Raw genomic sequence first — 24,224 nt, forward strand, 5'->3', positions numbered from 1 at the left:
ACTACTTGAGGATCAGCCGGTTGGTCTGTTCGAAGACGTCCAGGTCGGCGAGGGTCTCGGCGACGCTGGCGGAGAGCGGGGCGGGCAGTTCCTCCCGGTGGAAGAAGCCGGCGTCGATGGTCTCGTCGGTCATCCGGAGCAGGTCCCCGTCCCACTCGTCGACCCGGAACGCGGTGGTGAAGATCTGGTACGTGTGGCCGTACATGTTGGTGTGGGTGCGGTCGGGGCCGGTGTAGAGGGCGAACGCGCTGACCCGCAGGGCACGTAGGCCGGTCTCCTCGCGTACCTCCCGGACGGCGCAGTCGGCGATCGACTCGCCCAGCTCCATGGCGCCGGCCGGCATCGCCCACTGGCCGTTGTCCGAGCGCTGGATCAACAACACCCGGGCGGCGTTGTCCCGGACCACCGCACGGGCCCCGACGAACATCAGGGTGCGGTCACCGGCCAGGGCGCGTAGCTGTCCCACGTACGAGTCGGCCCACGAGATGCTCACCCGGACAATCTACGCAGCATCCTCAGCCGGATCGGGCGTTCCGAGGGTTCCCTGAATGTGACGGGCGCCACTAACCTGTCCGGTTTTGCCTGCTTGGAGGTGCGCGAACCGACCGCGTCGTAACACTTTCCGGCGTACCGTCGCCTGCACGGGTAGGGGCATGTTCCCCGGAACGAACCTCCCTCCCCAGAGGGCGGCCCCGGCGTTCGCACCGCGCCGGGGCCGCCCGTCCATACGGGGTGACCCGCACCGCTATTGTCGCGAAACTTGTTCGCCTCTGTCCTGGTGTCGGGAAAATCCGTTTCGCGTGGTCACGCCTCGGACGTGGCGATGAGCACCTTGCCGACCGCCCCGTCCTCCACCGCCTTGTGCGCCGCCTGGGCCGCAGACATGGGGTAGTAGTGCAGTGGCAGCCCCGCCTCCGCGCCCACCCGGATCGCGCCCTGGGTCACCGCCGCCGCCACGTCGGTCACCGCCTGCGCCTTGGCCGCCTTCGGTGCCGTGTAGATCAGCACGAACTGCCAGCGGGCGTTCGGCACCATCAGCGGCCGGATCGGCAGGGCCACCTCGGAGCCGCCGTCGTCGGCGTACACGCAGACCGCGCCCCCGTTGCGCAGGATCTGCACGTCGGTGGCGGCGTTGCGGGCCGCGGAGACCTCGACGATCGTGTGCACCCCGTCGGGCGCGATCTTGCGGACCTCCTCGACCACGTCCTGCTCGCGATAGTTGATCACGTAGTTGGCCCCGGCCGCCGCCGCGAGCTGCGCCTTCTCCGGGCTGCTGACCGTGGTGATCACGCAGGCGTCGGCCCAGCGGGCGAGCTGGACCGCCGCGTTGCCCACCGCGCCCGCGCCGCCCTGCACCAGCACCACGTGGTCGCTCAGCGCGCCGGCGTGCAGCTTGTCCGGCATGAACTCGCCGGCGGTCAGGCAGCGGTGCGCGGTCAGGAAGGGGATGCCGAGGCAGGCGCCCAGGTCGAAGGAGGCCGAACCGAGGCGGACCGCGTGCCGGACCGGCACCACCGTGTACTCGGCGGCGGTGCCCCAGGGGCGCTGCCAGGCGGCCTCCCAGAGCCACACCCGCGCGCCGATCAGGATCTGGTCGACGCCCTCGCCGACCGCCTCGATCACCCCGGCGCCGTCCTGCCCGGGGATCTGCCAGCCGGCCGGCAACGGCCACTGGCCGCGGGCCTTCCAGTCGGTCGGGTTCACCCCCGAGACGGCCATCCGCACCAGCACCTCGCCGGGTCCTGGCGCCGGGATCGGGCGCTCGACCTGCTGGAGCACCGAGGCGTCCCCGTTGCGTTCGTACACGATCGCCTTCATCGCCATCCCTTCACCGCCGACACCTGCGCTACCCGGCCGTTCCCCGGTCATGCCGATCCGACTCGCCCCGGAAAACGTACAACCCGGCGGTGGCCGGCAGGAGTGGTGGTGCTGCGGGACATACCGGCGACAACGGGACGATGGGTTGGGCCGGGCCCGTTTCCGGGACCGGCCCACCCTCGCAGGTCAGCCCGCCGCGACCGAGCGCCGCACGTAGTCGATCAGCTCCGGCGTCGGGCCGCCGTGCTCCGTGCAGGGTCCGGACGGTGAGCCCGGTACGCCGGCACAGCTCGCCGATCCGCCAGGTGGACGCCACGTCCCACTCCCTCTCGCATCACCGCCCTCTGCGGTGACAGGAACCGACGCTAGGACCTGACGCGGCGTCAGAAGCAAGTCGTTCAGCGGCTTCGGCCGAGCCGCGGCACCAGCTCCGGGGTGAGCACGCCGATCGCCCGCCGGACGGCGCCGGTCAGCGGGCCGGGGCGGGCGCGTCCTGGTGGGCGGCGGTGCGCTGGGCGGGCAGGCCGATCGGGCTCTGCGGCGGGATGATCGTGCGGCAGCGGCTGGTGATCGGTTCGAGCAGCTCGCGCAGCCGCGCCGTACGCTCCGCGCCCAGCGCCCGCCACGGGCCGATGGCGGCTCGGTCGGTGGCCTCCTCGACGGCCCGGAACGCCTCGGCGCCGTGCTCCGTCGGCGTCCGGTCCGCGGTCAGCCAGCCCTTCTCGACCAGGCGCTCCTCGGCGGCGGCCCACTCCGCGTCGGTCCAGCCCCGGGCCATCTGGTGGAACTCGCGGGACTGGTCGACCCGGCACCGCCAGGCCACCACCTCGACCGGGTCCAGCCCGGTGGTGACCAGCGCCCCGACGTGGCCGTCGCCCCGGTGCTCGCGCAGCGTGGTGGCGGCCTGCCAGAGCCGGGCCAGCGGATAGTCGCCCCGGGGCAGCGCGGCGTTGGCCGCGCCGAGCACCCGGCCGGCCGTCTCGACCCGCCCGGCCGCCTCCTCCAGCAGGTCCGCCGCCTCGACCAGGTGCGCCTCGGGCAGCTCGTAGGTGAACTCGGCGAGCGCCTGCACGGCACCGGTGAGTCGGGCCCGCAGCGCCTCCTCCGGGGTGGCCAGCCGCCACACCGAGGGCAGCGCCCGGGCCACCATGGCCGGCGCGAAGCTGTAGAACGCGGCCACCACCATCGGTGCGGCGACCGGCCCGAGCGGGGCGGTCCGGCCGGCGAAGTAGCCACGCCAGTAACCCCGCAACCCGACGGCCTCGTACGCGGCCCGGGCCCGGGGGTGGAAGTAGGTCACCGCGTGGACCGGCTCGAAGTGTGTCCACATCAGCCGGGCCAGCCCGGGGTCGTCCAGCGCCGCCACGTGCACCTCCGCGTCGTTGGGCAGGTCGCCGCGGACCGATGGACCGCCCACGGTTGATCCGAACCTACTGCCGCAGGGTGACCGGAAGGAAGCCTGCTGTGACCTACTGCGCGGCAAGTACGTCAACGACGAAGCGCAGCGCCCCGGGCGGACCCCCGAGCTCCCCGTTCTCGCCGTACGCCAGGTTGCCCGGGATGTCGAGCTGCACCCGGCTGCCCACCGGCACGCCGACCAGGCCCTGGTCCCAGCCCTGGATGAGCCTCCCGACGCCGATCGGGGTGGTGTACGGCTGGCCCCGGTCCCAGGAGGAGTCGAACTGCTGGCCGTCCTTGTACGACACGCCCACGTAGTTGATAGTGATCTGCTGGCCGGCCTTGATCGCCGGGCCGGTGCCCTTGACCAGGGTGGTGACGTTGAGCTTCTTCAGCTCGCCGGTGCCCGGGCCGACCTGCGGCTTGGTCTTCAGCGCCGGGTCGATCCCCTCGGGCAGCTGCTGGGCGGGCGGGGCGGTGGGGGCGGCGTTGGGCTCGGTGGTGGCGCTGGGCGAGGAGCCGGCGGTGGCCTGCTTGTCGTCGTCCTGGTTCAGCCAGATGATGCCGCCGATCAGCGCGGCGACCGCGAGGACACCCACGAACGCACCCAGCATCGACTGCCGGCGGCGCTTCGCCTCGGCGGCCTTCTTCGCCGCCAGCTGCGCGGCCAGCCGCCGCTCCGCCTTCGTACCCGGGCTCTGGCCCGCCGAACGGTTCTCCACGCGCTCGCTCACGTCGACTCCCCTGCTGATGGGTGGGTACGGCCCGGCGGCCGCTGCCGAGGCCAGCGCACACGGTACCCGCACCGACGCCGCCCGTGCTCCTACGGCCGGTGGAGTTCCGGACAGCTCAGCCCTCTTGGGGCTGTTGTCGGCGCCAATCGCGTGTTCTGATACCGGAACGACGGTCGATGACCTTGTCGCCCTGATCTCCATTCCGCTCTGCGGCCATCCCCCATCCGTGAGAGGTGCAACGATGCGCAGAAGATCCACGTTTCAACTGGCGGTCCTGACCGCCACCGCCGCGACGTTCCTGGCCGGCGGTGGCGCCTCCGCCGCGTTCGCCACGGCGGCGCCCGGGGCCGCCTCCCCCGGTGTCGCGGCCTGTGAGCCGGGTGCCGAGGGGCACAGCGCGGCGCGGGTGAGGGAGGGCTCCCGGGGGCAGGAGCCGGAGCTGTACCCGAAGAACGAGGCGAAAGCCTACGGCGTGATCAAGGATTCGCCCCGCCTGCCCGACGGCAGCGTCACCGTGCCCACGGTCTTCCACATGATCTCCGACCACCCGCTGACCGAAGCCGAGACGAACCGGTGGAACACCATGATCGCGGCGCAGATCACGGTGCTCAATGACTCGTTCGGGGGCCGTACGGCGGCGGATGCCTCCGACACGCCGTTCCGCTTCTCGCTCGTCGACACCACCTGGACGGTCAACAGCGACTGGTACACGGTCGAGCCGGGCAAGAACGAGCGCGACATGAAGAAGGCGCTGTACACCGGCGACGCCCGCACCCTGAACGTCTACGCGGCGAACATCGGCGGTGGGCTCCTCGGCTGGGCGTACTTCCCGAAGGACTACAACAACGGCCGGGACTACATCGACGGCGTGGTGATGCTGGACGAGTCGATGCCGGGCGGCACGGCGGGCAAGTACGCCCTGGGCGACACGCTGACTCACGAGGTCGGGCACTGGCTGATGCTGGAGCACACCTTCGCGCACGGGTGCTCCGCCTCCGGCGACTACGTCGCGGACACTCCGCGCGAGGCGGCGCCGCAGTTCAACTGCCCGGAGGGCGCGGACAGCTGCACCGCGCCCGGGCTGGACCCGATCCACAACTTCATGGACTACACGCAGGACTCCTGCATGAACATGTTCACCCCCGGGCAGGCGGACCGGATGAGCGACGCCTGGGTGGCCTTCCGCGCCGGCGGCGGCAAGTAAGAGGTGAAAGGAGGGGCCCCTTGTTAACGCCTGCGGTAGTAAAAGGGGCCCCTCCTAACACCTGCGCCGGGTTCAGGCGGTCTTGCGGGAGGAGGCCGCCTTCTTCTCGGCGGCCTTCTTCGCGGGGGCCTTGGCGGCCTTCTTCTCCGCGGTCTTCTTGGCCGCCGCCTTCTTCGCCGGCTCGGCCTTCTTGGCGGCGGCTCTCCTCGCCGGCTCGGCCTTCTTCGCCGGGGCCTTCTTCTCGGCCGCCTTCTTCGCCGGCGCCTTCTTCGTCGCCTTGGCCGCCTGCTGCGCCGACCGGGCCGAGGTGATCGGGGTCGGCTCGGCCGCCCCGCCCGCGGGTGCCTCCCCCCGGGCGACCCGAGCCCGCTCCACCGACGCCTTCAGCGCGGCCATCAGGTCCACCGCGGCGGCCGGCGCGGCCTCTTCCTCCTCCGGCTGGACCACCTCGCGGCCCTCGATCTTGGCGTCGATGACCTCCTGCAACGCCGCCCGGTAGTCGTCGGTGAAGGCGTCCGGTTCGAACTCGCCGGCCATCGAGTCGATCAGCGAGCTGGCCATCGCCAGCTCCGGGGGGCGGACCTTCAGGTCCTCGTCCAGGAAACCGAAATCCGGGGTACGCACCTCGTCCGGCCAGAGCATCGTGTTGAGCAGCAGCACGCCCTCGCGTACCCGCAGGGTGGCCAGCTGCTCCCGCTGGCGCAGGGCCACCTTGACGATCGCCACCCGCTCCGAGTCGGCCAGCGCGTCGCGCAGCAGCACGTACGGCTTGGTGGCCGAGCTCTCCGGCTCCAGGAAGTACGCCTTGTTGTAGAGGATCGGGTCGACCTGCTCGGCGGGTACGAACTCCAGCACGTCGATCGCCTTCGAGGTGGTCAGCGGCAGGTCGGCGAAGTCCTCGTCGGTGAGGATGACCATCTCGCCGCCGCCGATGTCGTACCCCTTGGCGATGTCGTCGTAGCTGACCTCCTCGCCACAGACGGAGCAGGTGCGCTTGTAGCGGATGCGGCCGCCGTCGTCGCGGTGCACCTGGTGGAAGCGGATGTCCTTCTCCTCGGTGGCCGAGTAGACCTTCACCCCGATCGACACCAGGCCGAACGACACCGCTCCTTTCCAGATCGCCCGCATCCCGCGCTCCTCTCCCCGGTTCTGACCAGGATCGCAAACGATCGAACGGTACGCACGTGCTTCCGGGTGCAACTACAGTCAGGAGGTGCCCGGCGCGCCGTTGAAGCCGATGCTCGCGATGACCGGGCAGCTCCCGGCCGGTGCCGGCTGGGCGTACGAGTTCAAGTGGGACGGGGTCCGGGCGCTCGCCGACGTCTCCCACGGCGACAAGCACCTGTACGCCCGCTCCGGCGTGGAGATCACCACCGCGTACCCCGAGCTGATCCCGCTGGCCGAGCAGCTCGACGACGCGTTGCTGGACGGCGAGGTGGTCCTCTTCAACGAGCTCGGGCAGCCGTCGTTCACCGCCCTCGCGGAGCGGATGCACGTCCGCAACCCGGCCAAGGCGGCCCGGCTGGCGGCCAGCATGCCGGTCACGTACATGATCTTCGACCTGCTCCGGCTCGGCGGAGAGGACCTGACCGGCCGTCCCTACCGGGAGCGCCGCGCGGCGCTGGAGTCGCTCGGGCTCGGTGCCGCCCGGTGGGCGGTGCCGCCCGCCTTCGCCGACGGCCCGGCCACGTTCGAGGTCGCCGGGGAGCACGGCCTTGAGGGAGTGATGGCCAAGCGGATCGACTCGGTCTACCGACCCGGCGTCCGTTCACCCGACTGGGTGAAGGTCAAACTGGAGGTGACCGGCGACTTCGTGGTCGGCGGCTGGCGGGCCGGCGCGCGCAAGATCGGCGGTTTGCTGGTCGGGGTGCCCCGGCCGGACGGGCGGCTCACCTTCCGGGGCCGGGTCGGCGGCGGGATCGGCGCGGCCCTCGAACGCGAGCTGCTACGCGAGCTGGAACCGCTACGCAGCGTCGCGTCGCCGTTCGCCGGGGACGTGCCGCGCGAGGACGCCCGGGGTGCGATCTGGGTGACCCCGCGGATCGTGGTGGAGATCAAGTACGGCCAGCGCACCCCCGACGGGCGGCTGCGCTTCCCCCGGATCCTGCGCCTGCGTCCGGACAAGCCCCCCGAGGAGGTCGACGATGCCAGCTGACCGGCTCCGGGTGGACGTCGAGGGTCGCGCGCTGGAGCTGTCCAACCTGGACAAGGTGCTCTATCCGAAGGCTGCGTTCACCAAGGGCGAGGTGATCGACTACTACACCCGCATCGCCCCGGTGCTGCTGCCGCACCTGCGCGACCGTGCGCTCACCCGGATCCGCTACCCGAACGGCGTCGAGGGCGGCTCGTTCTTCGAGAAGAACGCCCCGGCCGCCACCCCCGGCTGGGTACGCACCGAGACGCTGCCCGCCCCCGGGTCGAGCAAGGGGCGGGAGACCATCGACTACGTCGTCGCCGACGACCTGCCGACCCTGGTCTGGCTGGCCAACCTCGCCGCCCTGGAACTGCACACGCCGCAGTGGAAGATCGGCGAACATCCCGACATGATGGTGGTCGACCTGGATCCGGGTGCCCCGGCCGGGTTGAGACAGTGCTGCCAGGTGGCGCTGCTGATGCGGGACCGGCTCGCCGACGACGGGATCGAGGCGTATCCCAAGACGTCCGGCAAGAAGGGCATGCAGCTCTGCTGCCCGATCGCCGGTACCCAGTCCTCCGACCTCGTCTCCGACTACGCCAGGCGGATCGCCCAGGAGTTGGAGAAGGCGCACCCGAAGCTGATCGTGTCGAAGATGGCGAAAAACCTTCGCCCCGGCAAGATCTTCATCGACTGGAGTCAGAACAACGCGGCCAAGACCACCGTCGCGCCGTACTCGCTGCGTGCCCAGGACGTGCCGTCCGTGTCCACCCCGCTGACCTGGGACGAGGTCTCCGCCGGCGCGGCCGGCAAGCGCCCGGCGACCCGTCCGTACACCGCCGCCGAGGTGCTCAAGCGCGTCGAGCGGCAGGGCGACCTGCTCGCCCCGCTCCTCGACGGCGGCCCGGAGCTGCCGGCATAGGGCCCGGCCGTGAACCGGATCTCACGGCGGCTCCGGGGCGATTCCACGTGAAAAGATCACGCCATGACCAACGCACTCGTGCTGGCCGGCGGTGGGGTGGCCGGCATCGCCTGGGAACTCGGCGTCCTGCGCGGCATCGCCGACGCCGATCCGGCGCTTGCCGAGCAGGTCCTCGCCGTCGACCTGATCGTGGGTACGTCCGCCGGTTCCTCAGTCGCCGCGCAGATCACCAGCGGCGTCCCACTGGACGAACTGTACGCGGCTCAGCTACGCCCCGAGTCCGCCGAGATCGAGATCGACGTCGACATGGAGAAACTCTGGGCCGACTACGGCGCGGCGCTGGGCGGCGTGTCGAGCCCGGAGGAGGCCCGCCGTCGGGTGGGTACGCTCGCGCTGGCCGCGCAGACCGTCGACCCGGCCGTCCGGCTAGCCGCGATCGACGCCCGGCTCCCAGTCAAGCGGTGGCCGGAACGGGACGTACGGCTGCCCGTGGTCGACGCGGAGACCGGTGAGGCGGTGATCTTCACTCCCGGGTCCGGCGTCGCCCTGGTCGACGCCGTCGCCGCCAGCTGCGCGGTGCCCGGCGTCTGGCCGCCCGTCGCCATCAACGGCCGGCGCTTCGTGGATGGCGGGGTCCGCTCCATCACCAACGCCGATCTGGCCGCCGGCGCCGACCGGGTGCTCATCATCCAGCCCGTCCTGGAGGGCACGCCGCAGCCGTGGGGCGACCTCGACGCCGAGATCGCCGCGCTGGCTCCGGCCAAGGTCCACGTGATCAGTGCCGACCAGGCCTCCGTCGACGCGTTCGGCACCAACCTGCTGTCGCCCGCCACCCGGGCGCCCTCCGCCCGCGCCGGTCGTGCCGTCGGTGAGTCGCACGGCAAGGCCGTGGCGGCATTGTGGAGCTGATCCCGTCCCGCCGGTCGGGGCGGGCGGGTGGTTAGGCTGAGCGGATCGACAGGAGGAGCTTCCCGATGGCTGTCCATCCGTCCGTAGCAGTTCCGGTCGACACGCCACGGGAGGCCGGCCATCCGCTGCTCACCTACTGCGACGACGCGACCGGGGAGCGGGTCGAGCTGACCGCGCAGCAGCTCGGCGGCTGGGCGGCGCGCGGCGCGAGCCTGCTGCGGGACGGCTGCGGGCTGGCCCCGGGCAGCCGGGTGGCGGTGCTGCTGCCGCCCCACTGGCGTACCGCCGCGGTGCTGATCGGCGCCTGGTCGATCGGGATGGCGGTGTCGTTCCGGCCGCGGGCCACCGCCGGGCTGCCGGTCCTCGAACCCGGCGGCGACCAGCCGTACGACGCGGTCTTCGTGACCCCGGGACGCCTCGACGACTGGCTGGAGGACGTACCCGACGGGGTGCACCGCTACCTCGTCGGCACCGGTCCCGGGCCGCTGGCCGAGGTGCCCACGGGCTGGCTCGACTGGTCCACCGAGGTGCTCCGGCACACCGACACCCCGCCCGACTACGCCGCCGTCCGCCCGTGGGACCCGGCCAGCCCCGACGGCACCAGCTACGGCCAGTGGCGGCAGTTGGCGACGGAGATCGCCGGACAGCTCGACCTGCGGCCCGGCGACCGGCTCCTGGTCGATGCGGCCGAGCACGAGCAGCCGCTGAAGTGGCTGCTCGCCCCGCTCGCCGCCGGCGCATCCGTGGTGGTCTGCGCCAACGTCGATCGGTCCAGGCTGGATGCCCGGATCGAGGCCGAGCAGGCCACCCGGGTGCTCTCATGATTACTTGCAGGTCATCCTGTTCTTCCAGGCCAGGCCGAATGACACCGGGCCGTCGGTCGACGGGTCGCGGTACGAGATGGTCATCACGGCGCCCTGCGGAATGGCCGACGGGTTGATCACCAGGACGATGCCCTCATCCGCCTCGCTTCGCGAGGGGAAGAGCCGATCGAGTTCGGGCGGGGAGGGTATCGAGTAGCAGTGTGAACCGTCGACCCTGATCTCCGCCGGCACACCGGCCTCGGACAGCGCCTTCCGAGCCGCGTCCGGGTCGAAGAGCTGCTTTTTCGACAGCTTCAGAGTCACCGTCCCGTTGGGATTGCTGACCACGGAGAAGGCGACCAGTTGCGCCGGAGCCGTGCTGGCCGGCCCCTGCGCGTACGGCAGCGCGGCGGGTCCCGAGCCGGTGAGCGCCGGTACGGCCACGGCCAGCCCGGCGAGCAGCACGCCGGCCACGGTCACCGTGGCCAGCCGCCGTCGGCGCCGCGAGGTGCCCGCGGCGATGATGTCCTCGGCCGGCGTGTCCAGGTCCAGGCCGGACAGGCCGTCCGCCACGGCACGAAGTACGTCTTGGTCTCTCACTGTTCGATCTCCTGAGTCTCGGCGGATATCAGATGGCCGCGCAGCGTCGCGACGGCCCGGGACAGGTGAGCGGTGACAGTTCCCGCAGCGATGCCGAGCACCTGAGCGGTGGTCTCGGTGTCCAGGTCCAGGAACGCCCGCAGCGCGATCACCTGGCGCTGGCGGGCGGGCAGCCGCCGCAGCGCCGCCATGAGCGCCGCGTCCACGCCCCCGCGGTCCGGGCCGACCGCCACGTCGTGCCCGGCGGACAGGGCCACCTCGCGGCGGCGGCGCCGCCAGGCCGACACCCGCACGTTCAGGGCGGTACGCACCACCCACGCCTGGGGAGCCGGGTGCCGGCTGACCTTCCGCCAGGACGTCCAGGCTCTGGTGAACGCCTCTGCCACCAGGTCCTCAGCGCCCTCGCGATCGCCCGTTCCGGCCACCACCGCCCGTACGCAGGCGGCTCGGTGGACCCGATAGAACTCTGCGAACTGTGCTTGCTCGTGTCCCACGTCCCGTCCACGCCTGAGCCCGTCGGCCCACTTACCTCCGGCTGACATTCGCCCGGACAGAGTTGCGCAGGAAGGCCCCCATGCCGCCGGAAGCTACCGGCCGTGGCTCAGCACCGGGCGCCACCAGGACGCCCGGTTGGACCTGCTCGCGCCGGTGGCCGAGGAGTGGCTGGGCGACCTGCGGGACGACGACTATCGGCCGCCGCGCCCGCTACCTGCGCCGTCGCTGCTGATCACCGCGGACGGTACCCGGAGGCCGATCATCGAGGCAGCAGCACGAGGTTGGTTCGCGCTATATTGCGGCGTCTGATCGATCCAAGGGGGTAACTGGTGGGGATGCTGCAACGCGTCGGTCTGGCGGCGGCTGCCGGTACGGCGCTGCTTCTGGCGGCGTGCGCCAGCCAGGGCATCCCAGCGACGGAGGCGGCACCCGCCACCACCGCACCCGCGACCACGGCGGCTGCGAAGCCTGTCGCGTCGCCTACCAGTCCGAAGGTGACGCTGCCCGACCGGTACGACCCGAAGCGGAACCCCGCCACCGACCTGAAGGCCGCCCTCGCGTTGGCGAAGGCGGACGGGAAGGCGGTGCTGATCGACTTCGGCGCGGACTGGTGCCCCGACTGTCATGTGCTGCACGAGCTGTTCGAGGCACCGGAGACCAAGCCGCTGATCGAGGAGAACTACCACCTGCTGGCGGTGGACGTCGGCGAGTTCGATCACAATCTGCAGTTCACCGCGAAGTACATCGACCTGAGCCGCAGCGGTATTCCCGCACTGGTGGTGGTGACCCCAGCGGGCAAGATCCGGGTGGCCACCAACGACGGTTCCTTCGCCAACGCCCGCAGCATGGACAGCAAGCAGGTCAACGCGTTCCTCACCAAGTGGGCACCGAAGCGTTGACCCGTCGACGTGCCCTGGTCGCGGCGCTGGCCGGCGCGCTCCTCGCCGGGGGATGCGCCAACTCCGGCGGGCCGTCGTCCACCACCGACCGTAGTGGTCGACTGGAGGCCGGCGGCGTGACCGTCGAGGCGACGCTGACCGACGGTCCCGACGGCGGGCGGCTGCGGACGACCTTCCGCCCGCAGCGGCCCGGCTTCCATCTCTACAGCATCGACCTCCCGCCGGACGGGGTGCAGGGGCTCGGCATCCCGACGGTCGTCGCCGTCCGGGGCAGCTTGGACGCGACTGGTGCGGCGAGCGCCGACATGCCGGTCAGTAACCTGCGGATCGAGGAGCTCGACGTCGACCTGCCCGTCTACCCGGACGGCCCGGTCACCGTCACGCTTCCTGTCCGGTCCACCGGGGACGGTCCGGCCGAGGTGGTGGTCACGTACGGCGCGTGCAGCGCGGGCACCTGCCTCCCGCCGGTACGCGAGCGTGTGATCGCCCTGACCTGAGGTCCAGCGATCTGCCCGCACACCTCGCCCTCACCGGCGGTCGAGCCACGGCGCGCGGCGGGCGCAGGGCTGTACGGCGGTTCGGGTTCCGTGACGCCGGACGCCGCGCCCGCTACCTGCGCCGCCGCTGACCGTCGCCGGCTCCGCGGCCCGGCGGCCCGGGCGGGAGCCGGTGCGAGGTGGTGACACCTCGGCCTGCTCGCCCGCCCGGGCCGGTGCGCGGGTCAGCTGGCCGTGGTCGAGGCGGCCCGCACGTCCCGTACGTCGCTGGCGAGCCGCCCGAGTACCCAGGCCAGGGCCGGGGCGTTGGCGCCGAGTGCCTGCCGGTTGACGGTGGCGAGGGTGTCGCAGGTCTGGTGGTAGCAGTGGTCGAACATCTGCCCGGCCTCGCCGCCGAAGAGGGCCTGCTGCGCCGGCGTTTTCACGCCGAGGTTGCCGCCGTCGATTCCGCCCACCGGGATGCCGACGTCCTGGAACACCAGGTGGTCCGAGCCCACCGACTCGGGACCGGTCCGCTGGTACGGCAGCCCCCGGCGGTCGAAGTACGCCCCGAAGAGGCCGGCGATCACGTGGCTGCCGCCGGTGCCCGGATCCCAGACGAAGCGGGCGTCGTTCGGTGCGGCGATCAACTCGCCGTTGAGCACCGCCGCGATGCGCTGCCGTTCCGCTGCTGACAGGGCGGAGACGTAGTAGCCGGAACCGACGTCGATCATCTCCTCAGCGCCCCACCAGGCGAACCGCACCTTGTTTCGCACGGAGTGCTGCTGGTTGGCCAGGGCCAGCGCCACCTGGAGGACGGTGGCGGCCGTCGAGCCGTTGTCGTTGATGCCCGGCCCCTCGGGGACGCTGTCGAGGTGGGCGCCGAGCAACACGACGTTGTTCGGGTCGCCGCCGGCCGTCTCGGCCAGCACGTTCACCGTCGTCCGCGGCACCGACCGACCGACCAGGGTCAGGTGTACGCGAACCGTTCCGGCCCGCGACGCCCGGACCAGTTCCTCGCCGTCGCGCTGGGACACCGAGGCCACCGGGATCGTGAAGTCCGCCGGGTTGAACGCGAAGAACCGGTAGCTGTTCTCCGGGGAGGGGGTGGCGTAGTAGAGGAGCACCGCGCGGGCACCCAGGCCCGCGGCGACCTGCTGCTGGAGGCTGTAGCCGCAGGCGGCCCGGGCGAGTACCACGACGGATCCGGCGACGGGAAGCCCGGCGTAGTCGGCCGCGTCGCAGCCGGTACGTCCGGCGGCCGGCGACACCACCGGCGCGTCGATGCCGCTGACGGGGGTCGACGGGGCGAAACGGGTCATCAGCACCGGCGGGTCGATGACGGCCGCGCCAGAGACGGTCAGTTGCTCGGTGCTGATCTCGAAGTTGGTGTAGGGGACGGTCTGCTTCACCACCCGATAGCCGGCGGCCGTCAGCAGGCCGCTGACGTAGTCGGCGGAGCGGGTGAATCCGACCTGGTCCCAGGCCCGGTTGCCGCCGCTGCGGTCGGCGATGAGCTGGAACGCCGCCAGGTGACGGTAGACGGCATCGCCGGTGACGGCGGCGGCCAGCCGGTCGGCCAGGACCTGGTTCCCGGGCGGAACGGCGCCGGGTGCGGCCTGGGCGGCGCGGCCGGCTGGCCCGACCAGGCTGGCCGCCAACAGCAGACTCGCCAGCCCGGCGAGTCTTCGGAACGCTGTCGATCTGTGCACGGAACCTCCGATCCTTCACTCCCGCCGTACGGTGACGGGCAGTTGGGCGACCCCGCGCAGGGTCGCGGTGGGTTCGTAGCTGGATGGTCCGGCCGGGGTGAATCGGATGCGGCTCGCCCGCAGCCCGTCCACCACCTCCCGCAGTTGCATGGTCGCCAGCGCGGCGCCGAGGCAGGCGTGCGCGCCGCGTCCGAAGGCGAGGTGCATGCCACGCCGCCGGCTCAGGTCCACGGCGTCGGGGGCGGCGAAAACCGCCGGGTCACGGTTGGCCGCCGCGATGAACAGCACCAGTACGTCCCCCCGCCGGACGACCTGCGTGCCGACGGCGCATTCCGTCACGCAGACCCGGGCGTCGGCCTGGACCGGCCCGTCGAGCCGGAGCAGTTCGTCGACGAGCGGGTCCGTGTCGTGCGACGTGGCGGCACCGGCGAGCAGGGCCGGGTCCGTGACGAGCCGGACGAGCACCGCCCCGAGGAGCCGGCTGACGGATTCGTAACCGGCGTGCAGCACCGCGCGTAGCGAGTTGGCCAGCACCGCCGCCGGGACGTCCTGGCGGCGCGCGGCGGCTCGGGCCACGCCGATGAAGCCTTCCTCGTCGGCGTCCCGCAGCCAGTCGCCGACCATCCGGCTCAGTTCGGCGCGGGCCTGGTTGCCGGGCTCCGCCCGATCCGGTTCGAGGCCGGCGTCCATGCTCCGCACGATGGCGTTGGACCACTGCTCGAAGGTGGGGCCGTCGGGTGGCGGCACCCCGAGAAAGGTGGAGATCGTGCGGAGGGCGACCGGGCGGGCGAACTCACTGACCAGGTCCACGGGCTCCGTCCGGGCGGCCAGTTCGGACAGCCCGGCCGCCGCGATGTCGGCGACCTGCTGTCGCATGGCTGCCGGTGACTGTTCGTGCAGTGCCGAGACGAGCAGGTGACGAATCGCGGTGTGTTCCGGCGGATCGAGCGACTGCACGCTCAACTGGGCTTGCGGAATTGGGATTCCCACCCGCCGAAAGTCGGAGCCGAAATGGTTGGTGTCCGCGAGCACCTGCCGGCATTCCTGATATCCGGTGACCACCCAGGAATCCAGTACGGTGTGCCAGTAAACCGGATTGATCTCCCGGAGTCTCCGATAAAACGGGTAGGGATTGGCGATCACCTCGGGCGCCAACGGTTCATAGACCGGGTCACCGGCCGCCGTTGCCACCGCTTCCGCCGCAGCGACTTCTCCCGCCACCGAAACGTCCTTCCCGAGTTGGTAGTTCGTGCAGGCAGCCGTCGTTGCGGCCAACCGAATTCGATTGGCCGCAACGACCCGGCAGATCAGTGGATGTAACGCATGATGGCCTCCTCTCCAAGCAGTTCTCCGTTCGTCGTTGTCGACGAACGGACGTCATGGCAGGAATGTGCGCAGGCGAATAGATCGAATCCACGTCGCGGCACATCTCTGTCCCGGCGTGAGGCGGTGCCGGAAAGTTTCACTCATTGGGGCGATGCCGCCGATCGCCAACTTGCCACACGAATGCCGAAGGCGTCAACCATTGACGTTGACGACTTCGCTAACGCGCAGGTGGTGAGGCGGATGATGCCCTGTGATCACCAATTCTGATCAAGCGAGCGCGGCTTGCGCCCGATTGCGCCGGTGATCCTCGCAACCGGTTGAGCCACGACGTGCGCCGTGCGCAGGGCGAGCTTTGATCGACGGCCGGCCGCATCGGTGTCGCCGACCGTCGGGCGGCAGGTGGTCGCAGAAGCCGGTGGCGTACGGCCGCGCCGGCGTACGTTTGGAATGCCGCTCGCGGATCTGCCGGGGCCGCAGGGGGAGTCGCTACCGGCGGGTCTCTTCCATGGGGTGCCCCGCGTCGCGTCGGCCCGCCAGTCGACGGATCACATCACGCACGGATGACCGCCCTTCGCCGGATCACGTCGAGGTGGACGAGGCGGCCTCCACCGGTTGCGGTCGGCGGAGGCCGCCCCGACCTGTTCGGGTACGGCGGCAGGGCCGCGCTGCTGGGGAGCTGCGCTCATTGAAAGAGCCGGCCCGGCCTCCTGGAGCGGCCCCGCTTGGTGATCATGGAATCCCTGCGCCTGCGGCGCACCATGATCGAGTTGACCTTCCGCGACAGCCCCTTGAAGATCCTGTCCTTCATCGCATGCCTCTTCCCGGTGCGTCAGATCGGCCTTGGCGAATCCGCGCCGAAAGGTGGCAGCGGCGCTGGGCCCGCCGGCCATGTCGCAGGCCGCGTACCCGACGAGGCGGCGGTCACTCATCAACGTCGCCTGTCTGTCCCTGTCGGCAGCGCATGCAACGCCTACGACACGAGCCACGTTGTTGTAGGTGTTGCGCCGGAGGCGTATGTCCGGGCCACGCTCGTAAACCTCGATAGGCCGGAGTTGCCGGTCCAGCGCCTCCAGAACGGGTGTGATCGACTCCAGGTGCGGCACCACGGCGGTGTCACGGCGACCGGAGACCGCGACATGCCGCAAGCGGAGTCGATCAACCTCGAAAGGGAGTCGATCGACCTCGAAAGGTGGTCGATCTGCCCCGAATAGGGTCGATCAGCCCTGGAAGGGTCAGTCGAAGGAGGGGAGGGACGGGCCGAGGACGTCGTCGGCGTCGACGATGGTGTACGCGTACCCCTGCTCGGCGAGGAAGCGCTGCCGGTGGGCGGCGTACTCGGTGTCGATGGTGTCCCGGGAGACCACCGTGTAGAAGTGCGCCTGCCGGCGGTCGGCCTTCGGCCGGAGCACCCGGCCGAGCCGCTGCGCCTCCTCCTGCCGGGAGCCGAACGTGCCGGACACCTGGATCGCCACCGCCGCCTCCGGCAGGTCGATGGAGAAGTTGCCGACCTTCGAGATGACCAGGGTGCGTACCTCGCCCGAGCGGAACGCGTCGAAGAGCCGCTCCCGCTCCTTGTTGGTGGTCGAGCCCTGCACGATCGGCGCGTCCAGATACTCGCCGAGCTGGTGGAGCTGGTCGATGTAGCCGCCGATCACGAGGACCTGCTCGTCCGGGTGCCGCTCGACGAGCGCGCGAACCACCGGCAGCTTCGTCCGGGCGGTCGCCGCCATCCGGTAGCGCTCCTCCGCCTCCGCCGTCGCGTACGCCATCCGCTCGGCGTCGGTCAGCGTGACCCGTACCTCGGTGCACTCGGCCGGGGCGATCCAGCCCTGCGACTCGATGTCCTTCCACGGCGCGTCGTACCGCTTGGGGCCGATCAGGCTGAACACGTCGCCCTCGCGGCCGTCCTCGCGGACCAGGGTGGCGGTCAGACCGAGCCGGCGGCGGGCCTGAAGGTCCGCGGTGAACCGGAAGATCGGCGCGGGCAGCAGGTGCACCTCGTCGTAGATGACCAGGCCCCAGTCGCGGGCGCTGAACAGGTCCAGGTGGGTGAACGCGCCGCCGCGCCGCGAGGTGAGCACCTGGTACGTGGCGATGGTGACCGGGCGGATCTCCTTGCGCTCGCCCGAGTACTCGCCGATCTCTTCCTCGGTCAGCGAGGTGCGGGCCACCAGCTCCCGCTTCCACTGCCGGCCGGCGACCGTGTTGGTCACCAGGATCAGCGTGGTCGCCTTCGCCTCGGCCATCGCCGCCGCCCCGACCAGCGTCTTGCCGGCGCCGCAGGGCAGCACCACCACGCCCGACCCGCCGGCCCAGAACGCCTCCACGGCCTCCCGCTGGTAGGACCGCAGGGTCCACGGCTTCACGCCGTCCTTGCCGGCCTCGGCCAGCTCGATCGGGTGCGCCTCGCCGTCCACGTAACCGGCCAGGTCCTCGGCCGGCCAGCCGAGCTTGAGCAGTGCCTGCTTGAGCCGGCCCCGCTCGGACGGGTGCACCGCGATCGTGTCGTCGTCGAGCTTCGCGCCGAGCATCCCGGCGAGCTTCTTGCTCTTGGCGACCTCGACCAGCACCACCCGGTCCAGCGCGCGTAGCACCAGCCCGTGCGCCGGGTCGTTGACGAGTTGGAGCCGGCCGTACCGGTCCATGGTCTCGGCGACGTCGACCAGCAGCGCGTGCGGCACCGGATAGCGGGAGTACTTGATCAGCGAGTCCACCACGCCCTCGGCGTCGTGGCCGGCGGCCCGGGCGTTCCACAGCCCGAGCGGGGTGAGCCGGTAGGTGTGTACGTGCTCCGGAGAGCGTTCCAGCTCGGCGAAGGGCGCGATGGCGATCCGGCACGCCTGCGCGTCGGGGTGGTCGATCTCCAACAGCAGGGTCTTGTCGGACTGCACGATCAGTGGTCCACCGCTCACGCCAGCGCCCTTTCCCTTGCCGGATCCCCGTCGCCCGCATGCCGGCTGACCGTGCCAGAGGCGGACCATCCAGTGTTGCACGCGCGGAGGTGTCCGGAAAAAGTCATGTCCGAGAGGCAACGCGACATGGGCCTCACACGTCTACGAAGGGAACACCTGTCCAGGGGGAGGGTCCATGAAGCGTGTCCGACTCACGGTTCGGGTCGTCGCCCTGGCCACGGTCGTGCTGGTCGGCGTGGGTGCGTGTGCGCTCGATGCGCAGGGCGACGGCGTCGGGGCGGCCGCCCCGACACCCGTCGGCGTGACGGAGACAGCATCGGGGGCGAGCGCGCCCGCACCCACACCGGGCCAGCCGACCGGATCCCCGTCGGCGGAGCCGATCCGGCCGGGCACACCGAAGCCCAGCGGGCCGGCCACACCGAAGCCCAGCCGGACGACGACGGCCGCCGCCGCGCCGAAGCCGAGCGCCTCCGGGTTCACCGGCTGCCCGCAGGGCGAGCACCAGCGGGCCGTGGAGGAAAGCCTCGCCAAGCTGGGTGGGTTCGGCACGGTGACCGTGGACGGGAAACAGTCCGCCGCCGACTGCGCCGCGATCAAGAAGTTCCAGCTCAGGTACGGGATCAGCCCCGCCGCCGGCCGTGCCGGCACCACCACGTACGACGTGGCGCGGCGGCTGGCCAGCACCGACGTGAGCCGCTGCAAGGCCGGTTCCGGGCTGACCTTCTGCGTCGACCTGACCCGGCAGACCGTCTGGGCGATGCGGGACGGCAACGTGGTGATGGGCCCGACGGTCACCCGCACCGGCATGGCCGGGTACGCCACCCCGACCGGCACCTACCGGGTCGGCTGGCGGAACCGGAAGGAGTGGTCCAACCCGTACGAGGTGTGGTTGCCGTACTGGCAGCAGTTCAACGGCGGGATCGGCTTCCACGAGACCACCACGTACCTGCACAACAAGTCGATCGGTTCGCACGGCTGCGTCAACCTGCTGCACCGGGACGCGGTCCGGCTCTGGGAGCTGGGCTCGGTCGGCACCCGGGTGGTCGTCTTCGGCCACCGTCCCGGCACCTGAGCCGCCCGTATCCCCGACCGACCGGCGCGGATCCGGGTTTTATCCCCTGTCCGAGAGTCCTTTTCGGTGCCACGCTGGGAACCGGGGTCCAGTGGGGCGGGAGGGGCGGACGATGGCGGTCGACCACGACGTACTTCGCGAGGAGGACCGGGCGCCGGGCGGCGAGGTCTCCACGGCGGCCCTGATCGGATACGCGATCGCCGCCGTCGGCATCCTCGGCTGGTTCCTGTTCGGGCTGCTGGTGCAGCGGCAGGGCTTCGTCGACTCGGTCGGCGAGGCGGCCGGCGCGGCGTTCGGGCTGCTGCTCGCCGTCTCGGTGGTCGAGATGATCCGGCACAACGGCCGCTGAGCGGGCCGGGGCCCGACCGGCACGTTCATTCCTCCAGCACCGCCGCGGTGATCCGGTGCAGCGCGAAGGTGTGCATCATCTCCGTCCGTTCGTCCTCGGCGCGCAGGTAGCCCGCCCCGATCGACACCGGGCGGACCAGCCGGGACGCGGTCGCCCCGTGCGCGTCGACGTATCCCACCCAGACCAGCGCCTTGTCGCGGACCGCCTGCTGGAGCACGGCGAGCGCGTCGTTGTGCGTGTGCGCGGGCACCATGCCGATGCGCGCCGTGCCGCCCCGGACCACCGCCGGGGCCCGCCGGGCCGCCCGCGCCGCCGCGTCGCCGCGGCGGATCTGCTCCACCACCCCGAGCAGCCGGGGCAGGGGCAGCTTCGGCGAGGCCAGCGGGTCCAGGCCGCGGCTGGCGACCGGCACCCGGGCCGGCGCCCGCCGGGTCTTCGGCCGGGAGAGCACGGCCGAGCCGCTCGCATCCTCCGGCACCGGCGCGTACCCGGCGTCGCGCAGCGCGGTCAGCATCCGCCCCACCTGGTACGGGGTGACCAGCACCGTCGGAGCCAGCCGGCGGAACGCCAACTGCTCCAGCCGCCGGTCGGCCAGCACCTCGGTGAGCAGCGCCTCGTCGTCGCTGCGCACGTACCCGCCGGCGGAGCCGACCCGCAGCCCGCCGTGCTTGCGGGCCACGTCGTTCACCAGGTACGTCAACCCCTGCGGCACCGGCGTACGCGAGCGGCGGCGGAACAGCGCGTGCAGGTCGTCGGCCGAGTAGCCGGCGTCCAGGGCACGTCGGACGCTGGCCGTGGTGACCCGGTGCACGCTCGCCCCGCCCGCCGATTCGTGCTCGGCCACCACGTCCAGCTCGGCGGCGAGCCCCGGGTCGGGCGGACCGGGCACCACCACGGTCAGGTCGGCCTGGAGCAGGAAGTGGTCGACCGGGGCGGGCAGCAGTGCGTCCAGCGCGCGTACGGCGGTGGACGGTTCGTCCGACTCGGTGTCGGAGAGCAGCCCGAGCGGGTCCTCCGCCCGCTCGTCGGCCTCGGTCACGTCGGCCAGCAGCAGCCGCCCGTACGAGGTGAGCGCGCCGAGCCCGGTCACCCCGAGCTGGGCCGCCTCGGCCAGCACCTCGCGGTGCGCGGCCTCCCGGCCCCGGGCCCGCCGGGGCGCCCGCCAGTCCAGCGACTCCAGCACCTCGTCGGGGGTCGGGGCGGTCGCCGGTGCCAGGTCGGCCAGGACGGCGAGCACCGCGCGTCGGGCGGCCGGGGCGCCGGCCCGTTCCGCCTCGGCGGAGAGCACCGAGATCGGTCGGTCCCGGTCGTCGCGCTGGCCGACCAGGCCCACCTGGCGGGTCATGGTCAGCCAGGCCCGGGCCAGTTGCTCCCAGCGCTGGGCCAGTGAGCCGGCCCGCCACACCTCGTACCCGCCGGTGGGCAGGATCTGCTGGTCGCCGCCGTACCGGGTGGTGGCGGTGCCGGTCAGGTCAAGTTCGCCGACCAGCCCGGCCGCGTACGCCACCTCGAACAGCAGCGCGGTGGTCGAGTCGTCCAGCCCGAGCCCCCGGGCCAGCCGGCGCAGGTCACGTACGCCGACGCCGCCGGAGCGCAGCACCGGGGCCGGTTCGGCGGCCAGGCTCTCCAGCAGCGCCTCGGTGTGGCGTACCACCTCCATGGTCTGTCCGGCCCCGGCGGAGTCCACGGCCTTCGGCTCCCGGGGCGGGCTCGCCACCACGGGCGGGTCGGTACGCAGCGGGCCGAGCGGACCGCTGTCCCGGCGCAGCAGCAGACCCACCTCGCGGGGCAGTTCGACGGCGCTGCCCCGGCCGCCCGAGACCGGGACGAGCAGCCGGTGTTCCACCAGCCAGCGGATCGGTGAGCCGGTCGGCGCGCCGCCGTTGGTCTGGTCCGGGGGAAGCTCGTCCTCGGCGCCGGTGGCGGGGGCGTCGAGCGCGCCCGGGGGCACCGTGCCGACCGGTGGCCCGGCGGCGAGCCGGTCCAGGATCGCCCGGGCCGAGGGCGGCGCGGCCAGCAGCGTGCGCCGCAGCTTCGCCGGGTCCGCGCACAGCGCCGCCGTCCGCGGGTCCAGGTCCGCCGCCGGTCGGCCCAACCCCGCCGGGTACGGGGAGACCTCGTCGACCCCGTCCACCAGGTGCAGGTCGTGCTCGGGGCCGTGCAGCAGGAAGAGCGCGCGGAGCCGGTCGACGGCGCGCCGGACGGCGGTCGGGGCGGGCGGGTGTGGGCCGGTGGTGGCCAGCGCCAGGATCGCGTCGGTGGCGGTGCCACCGCCTTCCGGATCACGGGTGAGCCGGGCGGCGTCCAGGATCTGGAGGGTGAACTGGTCCAGCCCGTCGAGGGCCCGGGCCACGGAGACCCGCGACTGGGCCCGGATGGCGAGGGCGGAGACGTCGGCCGGCACCGGTACGACGAGGTCCGGCCGCAGCTGGAGGAGGGCGGCCAGGGACTCGTCGGGAAGGGCCCGCAGACGGTCGGCGAGTGAGGTGGTCATCGTCGTACCACGCTAGCCCGGTCGGGGGGCGTCGCGCCCCTCGGACGTCCGGCTCGGTCAGGTTGGGCGGGTAGGTTCTCGGCATGCCCTCACTGATGGTCGGTTTCGACCTTGACATGACCCTGGTCGACTCGCGCCCCGGCATCGCCGCCGCGTACCGGGCGCTGTCCGCGCGTACCGGCGTGCCGGTGGACGCGGACGTGGTGGTGTCGCGGCTCGGCCCGCCGCTGCGTACGGAACTCGCCCACTGGTTCCCGCCGGAGCGGGTGGAGGAGGCGGTGGCCGCCTACCGCGAGCTGTACCCGGCGTACGCGATCACCCCGACCCTGCCGATGCCCGGCGCGGTGGCCGCGCTAGAGGCGGTGCACGCGCGTGGCGGGCGGGTGATGGTGGTGACCTCGAAGATCGGCCGGCTGGCGAAGCTGCACCTGGATCACCTCGGGTTGGCCGTCGACGAGCTGGCCGGGGATCTCTTCGCCGAGCAGAAGGCGACCGCGCTGCGGGAGCACGGCGCGGCCCTCTACGTCGGGGATCACGTGGCGGACATGGTGGCCGCGAAAACCGCGGGAATCCCAGGTTTGGGAGTGGCGACCGGGCCGTGTACGCAGGACGAACTGCTGGCCGCCGGAGCGCACACGGTTCTGGATGATCTCAGCGGATTCCCGGCGGCGCTGGACCGGATCATCCGGCTAGCCTTGAGGGGGTAGTTGTCTCGAGCGAAGCAGAGGTTGTCAGGTGCCGACGGGTCGAGTGAAGTGGTATGACGCGGCCAAGGGATACGGGTTCGTCACCAGTGATGAGGGTGGCGACGTGTTCCTGCCCAAGGGCGCGCTGCCGGCGGGCGTCACCGACCTGAAGGGCGGCCAACGGGTCGATTTCAGCGTGGTCGACAGCCGGCGCGGCGCGCAGGCGATGGGTGTGAAGCTGCTGGAGGCGCCGCCGTCCGTGGCGGAGCTGCGCCGCCGGCCGGCTGAGGAGCTGCACGGTCTGGTCGAGGACATGATCAAGGTGCTGGAGGCGAAGGTCCAGCCGGACCTGCGCCGGGGTCGCTTCCCCGACCGGAAGACCGCGCAGAAGATCGCTCAGCTGGTCCACGCGGTGGCGCGCGAGCTGGAGGTCTGAGGGACGAGCCCGGCGTCGGCGGCCCGGCCCAGCAGCGCCTCGACGGCAGCGAAGCCGGCCTCTCCCAGGTCGGCGGTGAAGTCGTTGACGTAGAGGGCGATGTGCCGGTCCACCACGTCGGGCTCCATCTCCTGGGCGTGCGCGAGGACGTAGCCTCGGCTGGCCTCCGGGTCGGCCCACGCCTGGCGTACCGACTCGCGGATCCAGGCGGCGGCCTCGACCGGGTCGACCGCGCCCTTGCGGGCCAGGATCGCGCCGAGCGGGATCGGCAGACCGGTGTCGCCCTCCCACCACTCGCCGAGGTCGACCAGCGCGGTCAGCCCGTGCCGGGGGTAGGTGAACCGGGCCTCGTGGATCACCAGCCCGGCGTCGTACCGGCCGGCGGCGACGCCCGGCATGATCTCGTGGAACGGCACCACCTCGATCCGTGCCGGCGGGCGCTCCGCCGCCCAGAGCCGGAAGAGCAGGTACGCGGTGGTCCGCTCGCCGGGCACCGCCACGGTCGCGCCGGACAGGTCGGTCCGGTCGCCCCGGGTGAGCACCAGCGGCCCGCAGCCCCGGCCCAGCGCGCCGCCGCAGGGCAGCAGGTGGTAGTCGTCGAGCAGCCAGGGTAGTGCCGCGTAGCTCACCTTCACCAGGTCGAACGCACCGCGCTCGGCCGCCGTGTTCGTCACGTCCACGTCGGCGTAGGTCACCTCGACCGGGGGCGCGCCCGGCACCCGGCCGTGCACCAGGGCATCGAAGACGAAGGTGTCGTTGGGGCAGGGGGAGATCGCCAGGGAGAGCGCCACGTCCCCCACCGTAACCCCGTCCCGCGGACTGCCCACCACCCCGGTCCCACCACG

Annotated in this window: 25 protein-coding genes; 13 read left to right on the forward strand and 12 right to left on the reverse strand. The window is 72.0% G+C overall.

The features are described from left to right. Position 1: 1 nt before the first annotated feature. From GA0070604_RS01935 to GA0070604_RS01950, 4 genes are all read right to left on the reverse strand, one after another. A complete protein-coding gene (locus GA0070604_RS01935; RefSeq protein ID WP_091113169.1) occupies positions 2-493 on the reverse strand; it encodes an NUDIX domain-containing protein in 492 nt (163 codons plus the stop codon). A gap of 311 nt (positions 494-804) precedes the next feature. Beyond that, entirely contained in the window at positions 805-1,818 is a 1,014-nt protein-coding gene (locus GA0070604_RS01940; RefSeq protein ID WP_091126840.1) for an NADPH:quinone reductase, read from the reverse strand. Between the two features lie 469 nt (positions 1,819-2,287). Continuing rightward, entirely contained in the window at positions 2,288-3,148 is an 861-nt protein-coding gene (locus GA0070604_RS01945; protein WP_091126841.1) for an SCO6745 family protein, read from the reverse strand. 139 nt (positions 3,149-3,287) lie between these two features. Continuing rightward, entirely contained in the window at positions 3,288-3,950 is a 663-nt protein-coding gene (locus tag GA0070604_RS01950) for an FKBP-type peptidyl-prolyl cis-trans isomerase (RefSeq protein ID WP_091126842.1), read from the reverse strand. A gap of 241 nt (positions 3,951-4,191) precedes the next feature. Here GA0070604_RS01950 and GA0070604_RS01955 point away from each other — a divergent pair, with 241 nt between their 5' ends. Next, positions 4,192-5,154, forward strand: coding sequence for a zinc metalloprotease (locus tag GA0070604_RS01955; RefSeq protein ID WP_091113173.1), 963 nt, complete (start codon positions 4,192-4,194; stop codon positions 5,152-5,154). A gap of 72 nt (positions 5,155-5,226) precedes the next feature. Here the strand turns inward: GA0070604_RS01955 and ku are convergent, their stop codons facing one another. Further along, positions 5,227-6,282, reverse strand: coding sequence for a non-homologous end joining protein Ku (gene ku / locus GA0070604_RS01960; RefSeq protein WP_091113177.1), 1,056 nt, complete (start codon positions 6,280-6,282; stop codon positions 5,227-5,229). A gap of 85 nt (positions 6,283-6,367) precedes the next feature. Between ku and ligD (GA0070604_RS01965) the strand changes: the two genes are divergently transcribed. The 4 genes from ligD (GA0070604_RS01965) to GA0070604_RS01980 all read left to right on the forward strand — a co-directional run bounded on the left by ligD (GA0070604_RS01965) (position 6,368) and on the right by GA0070604_RS01980 (position 9,943). Continuing rightward, the gene (gene ligD, locus GA0070604_RS01965) at positions 6,368-7,309 is read left to right on the forward strand and encodes a non-homologous end-joining DNA ligase (RefSeq protein ID WP_091113180.1); all 942 of its coding nucleotides are present in this window, start codon (positions 6,368-6,370) and stop codon (positions 7,307-7,309) included. Continuing rightward, positions 7,299-8,210 (forward strand): non-homologous end-joining DNA ligase, encoded by a 912-nt coding sequence (gene ligD, locus GA0070604_RS01970; RefSeq protein ID WP_091113184.1) that lies wholly within the window; start codon positions 7,299-7,301, stop codon positions 8,208-8,210. The genes ligD (GA0070604_RS01965) and ligD (GA0070604_RS01970) overlap by 11 nt, the downstream gene beginning before the upstream one ends. Positions 8,211-8,273: 63 nt before the next feature. Further along, complete coding sequence (locus tag GA0070604_RS01975) at positions 8,274-9,119, forward strand: patatin-like phospholipase family protein (protein WP_091113188.1); 846 nt, start codon at positions 8,274-8,276, stop codon at positions 9,117-9,119. A gap of 65 nt (positions 9,120-9,184) precedes the next feature. Then, positions 9,185-9,943 carry a TIGR03089 family protein gene (locus tag GA0070604_RS01980; RefSeq protein ID WP_091113191.1) on the forward strand — a complete coding sequence of 253 codons (759 nt, stop codon included), beginning with the start codon at positions 9,185-9,187 and terminating at the stop codon, positions 9,941-9,943. Here GA0070604_RS01980 and GA0070604_RS32225 read toward each other — a convergent pair whose 3' ends face one another. Together GA0070604_RS32225 and GA0070604_RS01990 are read right to left on the reverse strand one after the other, a co-directional pair. After that, positions 9,944-10,522, reverse strand: a complete 579-nt coding sequence (locus GA0070604_RS32225; protein WP_167363383.1) for a hypothetical protein — start codon at positions 10,520-10,522, stop codon at positions 9,944-9,946. Next, positions 10,519-11,016, reverse strand: coding sequence for a sigma factor-like helix-turn-helix DNA-binding protein (locus GA0070604_RS01990; RefSeq protein WP_244161710.1), 498 nt, complete (start codon positions 11,014-11,016; stop codon positions 10,519-10,521). Before GA0070604_RS01990 ends, GA0070604_RS32225 begins: the two co-directional genes overlap by 4 nt. A gap of 136 nt (positions 11,017-11,152) precedes the next feature. Between GA0070604_RS01990 and GA0070604_RS32230 the strand changes: the two genes are divergently transcribed. Genes GA0070604_RS32230 through GA0070604_RS02000 form a run of 3 tightly spaced genes read left to right on the forward strand, consistent with a single transcriptional unit; the run spans position 11,153 to position 12,413 of the window. Beyond that, positions 11,153-11,326, forward strand: coding sequence for a hypothetical protein (locus tag GA0070604_RS32230; RefSeq protein ID WP_167363384.1), 174 nt, complete (start codon positions 11,153-11,155; stop codon positions 11,324-11,326). Positions 11,327-11,352: 26 nt separating this feature from the next. After that, the gene (locus tag GA0070604_RS01995; RefSeq protein WP_091113199.1) at positions 11,353-11,916 is read left to right on the forward strand and encodes a thioredoxin family protein; all 564 of its coding nucleotides are present in this window, start codon (positions 11,353-11,355) and stop codon (positions 11,914-11,916) included. Then, on the forward strand, positions 11,898-12,413 hold the full coding sequence (locus GA0070604_RS02000; protein ID WP_091113201.1) for a protein-disulfide reductase DsbD domain-containing protein: 516 nt from the start codon (positions 11,898-11,900) through the stop codon (positions 12,411-12,413). The genes GA0070604_RS01995 and GA0070604_RS02000 overlap by 19 nt, the downstream gene beginning before the upstream one ends. Before the next feature lie 224 nt (positions 12,414-12,637). Here the strand turns inward: GA0070604_RS02000 and GA0070604_RS02005 are convergent, their stop codons facing one another. Both GA0070604_RS02005 and GA0070604_RS02010 read right to left on the reverse strand, forming a co-directional pair. Then, complete coding sequence (locus GA0070604_RS02005; RefSeq protein ID WP_091113204.1) at positions 12,638-14,104, reverse strand: M28 family peptidase; 1,467 nt, start codon at positions 14,102-14,104, stop codon at positions 12,638-12,640. Positions 14,105-14,119: 15 nt separating this feature from the next. Further along, on the reverse strand, positions 14,120-15,325 hold the full coding sequence (locus tag GA0070604_RS02010) for a cytochrome P450 (protein WP_208601958.1): 1,206 nt from the start codon (positions 15,323-15,325) through the stop codon (positions 14,120-14,122). A gap of 836 nt (positions 15,326-16,161) precedes the next feature. On the opposite strand from GA0070604_RS02010, the gene GA0070604_RS02015 reads away from it, so the two are divergent. After that, on the forward strand, positions 16,162-16,641 hold the full coding sequence (locus tag GA0070604_RS02015; RefSeq protein ID WP_141721212.1) for a hypothetical protein: 480 nt from the start codon (positions 16,162-16,164) through the stop codon (positions 16,639-16,641). A 21-nt stretch (positions 16,642-16,662) separates the two neighbouring features. On the opposite strand, the gene GA0070604_RS02020 is transcribed toward GA0070604_RS02015, so the two are convergent. Further along, positions 16,663-18,342, reverse strand: coding sequence for a DNA repair helicase XPB (locus tag GA0070604_RS02020; protein ID WP_091113212.1), 1,680 nt, complete (start codon positions 18,340-18,342; stop codon positions 16,663-16,665). A 175-nt stretch (positions 18,343-18,517) separates the two neighbouring features. Here GA0070604_RS02020 and GA0070604_RS02025 point away from each other — a divergent pair, with 175 nt between their 5' ends. Further along, a complete protein-coding gene (locus GA0070604_RS02025) occupies positions 18,518-19,414 on the forward strand; it encodes a L,D-transpeptidase family protein (RefSeq protein ID WP_091113214.1) in 897 nt (298 codons plus the stop codon). Positions 19,415-19,526: 112 nt separating this feature from the next. Then, the gene (locus GA0070604_RS02030) at positions 19,527-19,763 is read left to right on the forward strand and encodes a hypothetical protein (protein WP_091113217.1); all 237 of its coding nucleotides are present in this window, start codon (positions 19,527-19,529) and stop codon (positions 19,761-19,763) included. 25 nt (positions 19,764-19,788) lie between these two features. Here the strand turns inward: GA0070604_RS02030 and GA0070604_RS02035 are convergent, their stop codons facing one another. After that, entirely contained in the window at positions 19,789-22,257 is a 2,469-nt protein-coding gene (locus GA0070604_RS02035; RefSeq protein ID WP_091113219.1) for a helicase-associated domain-containing protein, read from the reverse strand. Positions 22,258-22,340: 83 nt separating this feature from the next. Here GA0070604_RS02035 and GA0070604_RS02040 point away from each other — a divergent pair, with 83 nt between their 5' ends. Both GA0070604_RS02040 and GA0070604_RS02045 read left to right on the forward strand, forming a co-directional pair. Further along, the gene (locus GA0070604_RS02040) at positions 22,341-22,964 is read left to right on the forward strand and encodes an HAD family hydrolase (protein ID WP_091113223.1); all 624 of its coding nucleotides are present in this window, start codon (positions 22,341-22,343) and stop codon (positions 22,962-22,964) included. A 28-nt stretch (positions 22,965-22,992) separates the two neighbouring features. Beyond that, positions 22,993-23,379, forward strand: coding sequence for a cold-shock protein (locus GA0070604_RS02045; RefSeq protein WP_088997128.1), 387 nt, complete (start codon positions 22,993-22,995; stop codon positions 23,377-23,379). Here GA0070604_RS02045 and GA0070604_RS02050 read toward each other — a convergent pair. After that, positions 23,340-24,170, reverse strand: a complete 831-nt coding sequence (locus tag GA0070604_RS02050) for a 1,4-dihydroxy-6-naphtoate synthase (RefSeq protein WP_091126843.1) — start codon at positions 24,168-24,170, stop codon at positions 23,340-23,342. The genes GA0070604_RS02045 and GA0070604_RS02050 overlap by 40 nt on opposite strands. Positions 24,171-24,224 lie beyond the last annotated feature (54 nt).

The organism is Micromonospora eburnea (assembly GCF_900090225.1).
Classification (GTDB): domain Bacteria; phylum Actinomycetota; class Actinomycetes; order Mycobacteriales; family Micromonosporaceae; genus Micromonospora; species Micromonospora eburnea.